A 6227-nucleotide genomic window follows, 5' to 3' on the forward strand; every position below is an offset into this window, starting at 1 on the left:
CGCAAGGCCATGGTCGCCCGCGATCATGGCGCGCGGGGACTCATTGTCGTCAGCGGTCCCAACGCCGCGGTCAACGAGCAACTCGTCGGCCTGGCCTTTGACGCCTCGCTGGCCGGGACGAGTATTGGGGTGCTGTCGGTCACCGATGCGGTCGCGGCCACCTGGTTGCAGGCTGGCGGCCAAGACCTCAAGACGCTGCACGACGCTGCGGATACGGGCCGGCCGGTCGCGGGGTTCGCGCTGCCCGGGCTGCGGCTGGCCGCCCGCATAGATATTCAACAGGAGAAAAAAACCGGGCGTAACGTCCTGGCCCGTCTGCTGGCAAACGGGCCGGCCGGGTCTCGCCCGCTAGTGATCGGAGCGCATATCGACCATCTCGGCAGTGGACACGGCGCCGACTCGCTGGCCCGCGGCCAAGAAAAAGGGACCATCCATTACGGGGCTGACGATAACGCCTCTGGCGTTGCCGGCCTGCTCGAAATTGCCCAGCATCTGGCCGCCCAAAAAGCTCGGGGGCAACTCGCGTTGCAACGGGATGTGGTATTCGCCGCCTGGTCCGGGGAAGAAATGGGGCTGCTGGGATCGAGCCATTTTACCCGCGCGTTCGACAACCACGCCGCTCAGCCGGCTGCGCCGAGACCGGCCGCCTACCTGAACATGGATATGATCGGGCGGCTGCAAAAAAGCGTCGTGCTCCAGGGCGTCGGCTCGAGTGCGGTCTGGACCGACCTCATCGAACAGGCCAACGCCGGGCTCGGGCTGCCGCTGAGCCTGCAAAACGAGAGCTATCTGCCGACCGACGCCACGTCGTTCTATCTCAAGCGGGTTCCGGTGCTGAGCGCCTTTACCGGCGCGCACGAGGACTACCACACTCCGCGTGACACGGCCGATAAAATTCAGCTTGCGGGTACGGAAAAAATCACCCGTCTGATGGCCGCCCTGGCCACGCAGCTCGCCACCCGTCAGGACGTGCCCGACTACCGGGAAATAGACCGACCGTCCCGTCAGGTCGGACGTGTCGGACTGCGCGCCTATCTGGGCACTATCCCGGATTACACCCAGGCGGACGTGGTCGGGGTCAGGCTGTCAGGCGTGGTCAGCGGCGGTCCCGCAGCCCGAGCCGGTCTGCAAGACGGCGATATTATTGTTCGGCTGGCGGGCCAGCGTATCGAAAATATCTATGATTATACTTATGCCTTGGACGGCTTACGCATTGACAGACCGGTCGAGATCGGCGTCCAGCGTCGCGGCCAAGAACTGATCCTCAGCATCACGCCCGGCTCGCGCGAATAGGAACACTTCCTCTTGACCGAGGAAGGCTTCCGTGACACCGTGTGACCTGACCGCGCCGTCAGGGGAGCTGCCAGGAGAGGGTCGGCGGCAAACAGGGGGTCGCATGAGTCCGCCCCATTCGATAACACCGGAACGCTTTGAGGCTGTGCTGTTCGACCTTGACGGAGTACTCACGGCGACCGCAAAAGTTCATGCCGCGTGCTGGAAACGTATGTTCGACGAGTTTCTCCAGCACCAGGCGCGCTGCGACAACAGCGTTTTCGTGCCCTTTGATATCCGCACCGATTACCCCCGCTACGTTGACGGTAAACCGCGCTATGAGGGCGTCCAGAGTTTTCTCGCCGCGCGCGGCCTGTGTCTGCCCTACGGTAACCCGGACGATCCTCCCCAACGCCGGACAGTGTGTGGCCTGGGCAATCGCAAGAACGACCTCATCCAGACCGTTCTTGCTGCGGACGGGGTCGAGACCTATCCGGACGCGCTGAGCGTTGTGCGGGCGATGCGCGCCTGGGGCCTGAAAACGGCCGTCGTGTCGTCGAGCCGCAACTGCCCGGCGATCCTGGAGGCGGCCCATATGGCCGATCTGTTTGAACTGCGACTCGACGGTGGGATGGCGGCCGACCTCAAGCTGAAGGGCAAGCCCGCGCCCGACACCTTCCTGGCTGCGGCCCGCCAGCTCGGTGTTCCGCCCCAGCGGGCGGTGGTGATTGAAGACGCGCTGGTCGGTGTGCAGGCCGGACGCGCAGGCGGCTTTGGGTTGGTGGTCGGCGTGGCGCGCCGCGCACAGGCCGGCGAAGCGCAGGCCCTGCGAGAGCATGGGGCCGATATCGTCGTCACGGACCTGAGGGATCTGATTGGCCATGATTAAACAACACACCCTTGGTCTTCCCCACTCCGTCTATCCGATTGATGAATGGAAGATTATTGAAAATCGCTACTATCCGCAGTTCCTGGCCGGGACGGAGACGCTGTTTGCCCTCAGCAACGGCTATCTGGGTATGCGCGGCTGCTTTGAGGAAGACTCGCCAGTCGAGGAAGACGGCACCTTTGTCAATGCTTTTTACGAGTCGTGGCCGATTGTGTACGGCGAGGAAGCCTACGGTTTCGCCAAAACCGGTCAGACGATTGTCAACGTTCCGAATAGCAGGATCATCAAGCTGTACATCGATGATGAACCGCTCTCGCTGCGCTATGCCAACCTGCTGCACTATACCCGCACGCTCGATATGAAGGGCGGCACGCTCAACCGCGAGCTACTGTGGGAGACGCCGGCCGGCAAGCGGGTGCTGATCAAATCGCGTCGTCTGGTCTCCCTGAGTCACCGCCATCTTGCCGCGATTGAATATAAGGTGACGGTCCTGAACGCCCCGGCCCCAGTCGTGATTTCCTCCGAGGTCGTCTACCGCCACAGCGTTCCAGACGCGGCCAGCACAGACCCCCGTAAAGCCCGCGATTTCTCGGAGCGTCCACTCCTGCCCGAGCACCACTATGTGCCGGAGGGCAGGGATAAACGGGTAGTGCTGGGCCATGCGACCCGACGCAGCCGGATGACGATCGCCTGCGGTATTGATCACAGCCTGGAAACCGCGTGTCGCTTCTCCTATACCAGCGCGAGCACACCGGACTCCGGCAAGCTCGTCCTGCGTGTCGAGGCTTTACCCGGTCAGCCCATCAGCCTGACCAAGTATATGACCTATCACACCTCGGGCTCGGCGCCGACCGATGAGCTATGCACGCGGGCCGAGCACACGCTTGATCGGGCTCTGGAGCACGGCTTTTCAGAGCTGCTGGACAGCCAGCAGCTGTATCTGTACGACTTTTGGCAACGCAGCGACGTGGAAATCGACGGTCAGCCGACCGTTCAGCAGGACGTGCGCTTCAACCTGTTTCAGCTGTGCCAGGCGACCGCCAGAGTCGAGGGGGCGGGCGTGCCGGCCAAGGGTCTGACCGGGCAGGCGTATGAGGGTCACTATTTCTGGGACGGCGAAATCTATGTCATGCCGTTTCTGATCTACACCGCATCGCGAATCGCCCGCAATCTGCTCAAGTTTCGCCACGATAAGCTGACCCACGCCCGCCAGCGTGCCCAGGAACTCGGTCTGCGGGGAGCCAAATTTCCGTGGCGGACGATCAGCGGTGAGGAAGCCTCTGCCTACTACGCGGCCGGAACGGCCCAGTACCACATCAATGCCGACATCATATACGCCCTGCATAAATATGTAGACGCCACCGGCGACGCCGAGTTCTTGCAGGAAGTCGGTGCTGAAATGCTGGTCGAGACCGCCCGAATGTGGTGCGACCTGGGGTTTTACTCCGAACGGGCGGGCGGGAAGTTCTGTATCAACGGCGTGACCGGGCCCGACGAATACACCACGGTGGTCAACAATAACGCCTTTACCAATCTGATGGCCCGCGAGAACCTCCGCTACGCGGCCCAGACCGTGACGGCGCTGCAAAAAGACAAGCCTGGCTGGTACGCGACTCTGGTCGAGAAGACCGGTCTGGCCTTCGAGGAGGTCGCCCAGTGGCAGGACGTGGCCGACCGGATGTATGTACCCTACGACCGGGAGCTTGGCATCCACCCCCAGGACGACCACTTTCTGGACCAGGAGCCGTGGGATTTTGCCAATACCCCAGCCGAGAGATATCCCGTCTTTCTGCACCATCATCCGCTGATGATTTATCGCCGCCAGATCATCAAACAGGCTGATGTGGTACTGGCCATGTTCTTGCTCAGCCACGAATTCACCATTGAGCAGAAAAAGCGCAATTTTGACTATTACGACCCTCTGACGACCGGCGATTCGTCACTGTCAGCCTCAATCCAGAGCATTGCCGCCTCAGACATCGGATATGCCGAGAAGGCCTACGAATACTTCCGCTCGACCGCCCTCATGGACTTGGCCAACATCACCGGCAACGTCCAGGACGGCATACACCTGGCCGCAATGGGCGGGACCTGGATGGCGCTGGTGTACGGCTTCGGAGGCATGCGCGATCATGACGGCCGCCTCTCGTTTGACCCCAAGCTGCCGGCCCGGTGGCAGCGGCTGAAATTCCCCCTGATGGTGCGGGGGATGAGCCTGGTGGTCGATATTCAGCAGGATGCGGTGACCTATCTGCTGCGCCAGGGCGATGAGTTGACGATTTCCCACCAGGGCCAGGACGTGCGTCTGACCGGTTGGGAGCCGCGCCTGTGTCCGCTGCGTTCGGCCCGCCCGCCCGCCCTGGCGGCGGCTTCGACCTGAAACGATCCGAGAAAGGAGATCTGTATGAGCAAAGAGGTTGTGACTCCGACCGGTATGGAGAGCTACTATACGAACTTCCATTTCGCCCCGGCGATCAAGGACGGTGATCGCCTGTTCTGCTCCGGCCAGCTCGGCAACGGCGCCGATAACGCCATTGCCGACGACCCTGAAACCCAGTTCACCCAGGCGTTCGAGAATGTCAAAGCCGTCCTGGAAACGGCCGGTGTCTCGTTTGACAACGTGGTCGAGATGACGACCTTTCATGTCGGCCTGCGCGATAACCTGGGCACGTTCATGAAGGTTAAGGATCGCTATATGGCAGAGCCCTATCCGGCCTGGACGGCGATTGGTACTACCGAGTTGGCGTTTCCCGGCGCCCTGGTCGAGATCAAGGTGATTGCCCGGCTCAGTGCCTAGCCCGATACGGCGCAGGATGAGACAGGCGGTCTATCTGGCCGGCTTGCTGGGACTGATTGTTCTGCTGTGGCATCACACCCTTGTCTATCCGCTCAAGCTGCTGGTGGTCTTTTTTCATGAGGCGTCGCACGCCCTGGTCACCGTGGCGACCGGTGGGACGGTCCGGGCCATGGCCATCGATCCCCAGCAGGGTGGACAGGTGATTGCCGTCGGCGGCAACCGTTTCCTCAGTCTGAGCGCCGGGTATCTCGGTTCTCTGGCCTGGGGCATGGTCATCTATCTGCTGGCGACAGGCACCCGGCGGCAGCAGACGATCATGGTGGTGCTGGGGCTGACGGTGGCCGGCATTACAGTGGTGTATGTCCGCAACCTGTTCGGCTTGGCCTTTGGTTGTCTGGCCGGGTGCGGCATGCTGGCGACGGGCTGGTGGGTCAGGCCGGCCGTCAACGGCTTTTTGCTGCGCTTGATCGGGCTGACCAGCCTGCTGTACGCGCCGCTGGACATCTATAGCGACACCATCGCCCGTTCCCAGCTGCGCTCCGACGCGCGTATGCTGGCCGAGGAGTTCGGCGGGGCAACCGTGGTGTGGGGCGGGGTGTGGATGGCGATCAGCCTGTTGGCGGTGGTGTACTGTCTGCGTCGGAGCCTGCGCATGCCTACCCAGTCAGAACCTTAGCGCCTCCCCTGTGGAGAAGACGCGCCGGGTCGGGCGGGCGGATGTCCGTCCGCCCCGGCCTAGCCCTTCTGGCCAAGCGGCGCGACCTGCTCTTCGAGCAGACGCAGGGTGGGCGACGAAGTGGCTGAGCCCCGGTCGGACTGTTCCGTGCGGCGCAGGTAGTAAAAACGCTGCGGACCGCTGGGGGTCGCTTGCAGCAGCTGTGAGACCACCTCGAAGCGCCCCGTCGCCGGCCGGTCAGCCGGCGGCTTCGGGGTGACACACTGTCCGATGCGGTATTTGAAGCTTGAATCGGGTTTGGCCATGAATTCCCTCCAGTTGTGCCGCCGCCGCGGCCACGGGGAAGGAATTCCGAGTTGGCCTGCTATCAGCGGGTGAGAACCGATGGAACGAACACGTGGGACCCGAACCGGGGCTGGCCCAAGGCCGTCCCTCGGAGCCTGAGAGCGATGCGTGGCAAGGCCACGACCGTCTCGGCCGGGTCGTCCGGTTCTTCCTGTCTAGAGTGCGGTTGGTCGGATTCGGACATCACAACTCCTCTCATCGCTGAGATGGCCGTATTATAAGAATTGTGTTGCAAAGCGCAAGCGCGG

The 6227-nt window shown here is 62.6% G+C and carries 6 protein-coding genes; 5 read left to right on the forward strand and 1 reads right to left on the reverse strand.

Annotated elements, in window-relative coordinates:
• The 5 genes from J4F42_15955 to J4F42_15975 form a co-directional block, all read left to right on the forward strand.
• On the forward strand, nucleotides 1-1293 hold a 1293-nt coding region (locus J4F42_15955), incomplete at its 5' end, for a M20/M25/M40 family metallo-hydrolase (protein ID MCE2487009.1).
• A 103-nt stretch (nucleotides 1294-1396) separates the two neighbouring features.
• On the forward strand, nucleotides 1397-2161 hold the full coding sequence (locus J4F42_15960; GenBank protein MCE2487010.1) for a beta-phosphoglucomutase family hydrolase: 765 nt from the start codon (nucleotides 1397-1399) through the stop codon (nucleotides 2159-2161).
• Nucleotides 2154-4541, forward strand: coding sequence for a glycoside hydrolase family 65 protein (locus J4F42_15965; protein MCE2487011.1), 2388 nt, complete (start codon nucleotides 2154-2156; stop codon nucleotides 4539-4541). The genes J4F42_15960 and J4F42_15965 overlap by 8 nt, the downstream gene beginning before the upstream one ends.
• Nucleotides 4542-4565: 24 nt before the next feature.
• The gene (locus J4F42_15970; GenBank protein MCE2487012.1) at nucleotides 4566-4958 is read left to right on the forward strand and encodes a RidA family protein; all 393 of its coding nucleotides are present in this window, start codon (nucleotides 4566-4568) and stop codon (nucleotides 4956-4958) included.
• A gap of 16 nt (nucleotides 4959-4974) precedes the next feature.
• Entirely contained in the window at nucleotides 4975-5634 is a 660-nt protein-coding gene (locus J4F42_15975) for a M50 family metallopeptidase (GenBank protein MCE2487013.1), read from the forward strand.
• A 59-nt stretch (nucleotides 5635-5693) separates the two neighbouring features.
• On the opposite strand, the gene J4F42_15980 is transcribed toward J4F42_15975, so the two are convergent.
• Nucleotides 5694-5939, reverse strand: coding sequence for a hypothetical protein (locus tag J4F42_15980; protein MCE2487014.1), 246 nt, complete (start codon nucleotides 5937-5939; stop codon nucleotides 5694-5696).
• Between the last annotated feature and the right edge of the window lie 288 nt (nucleotides 5940-6227).

The sequence above is a fragment of the Desulfurellaceae bacterium genome (genome assembly GCA_021296095.1).
In the GTDB taxonomy this organism is placed as follows: domain Bacteria; phylum Desulfobacterota; class Binatia; order Bin18; family Bin18; genus JAAXHF01.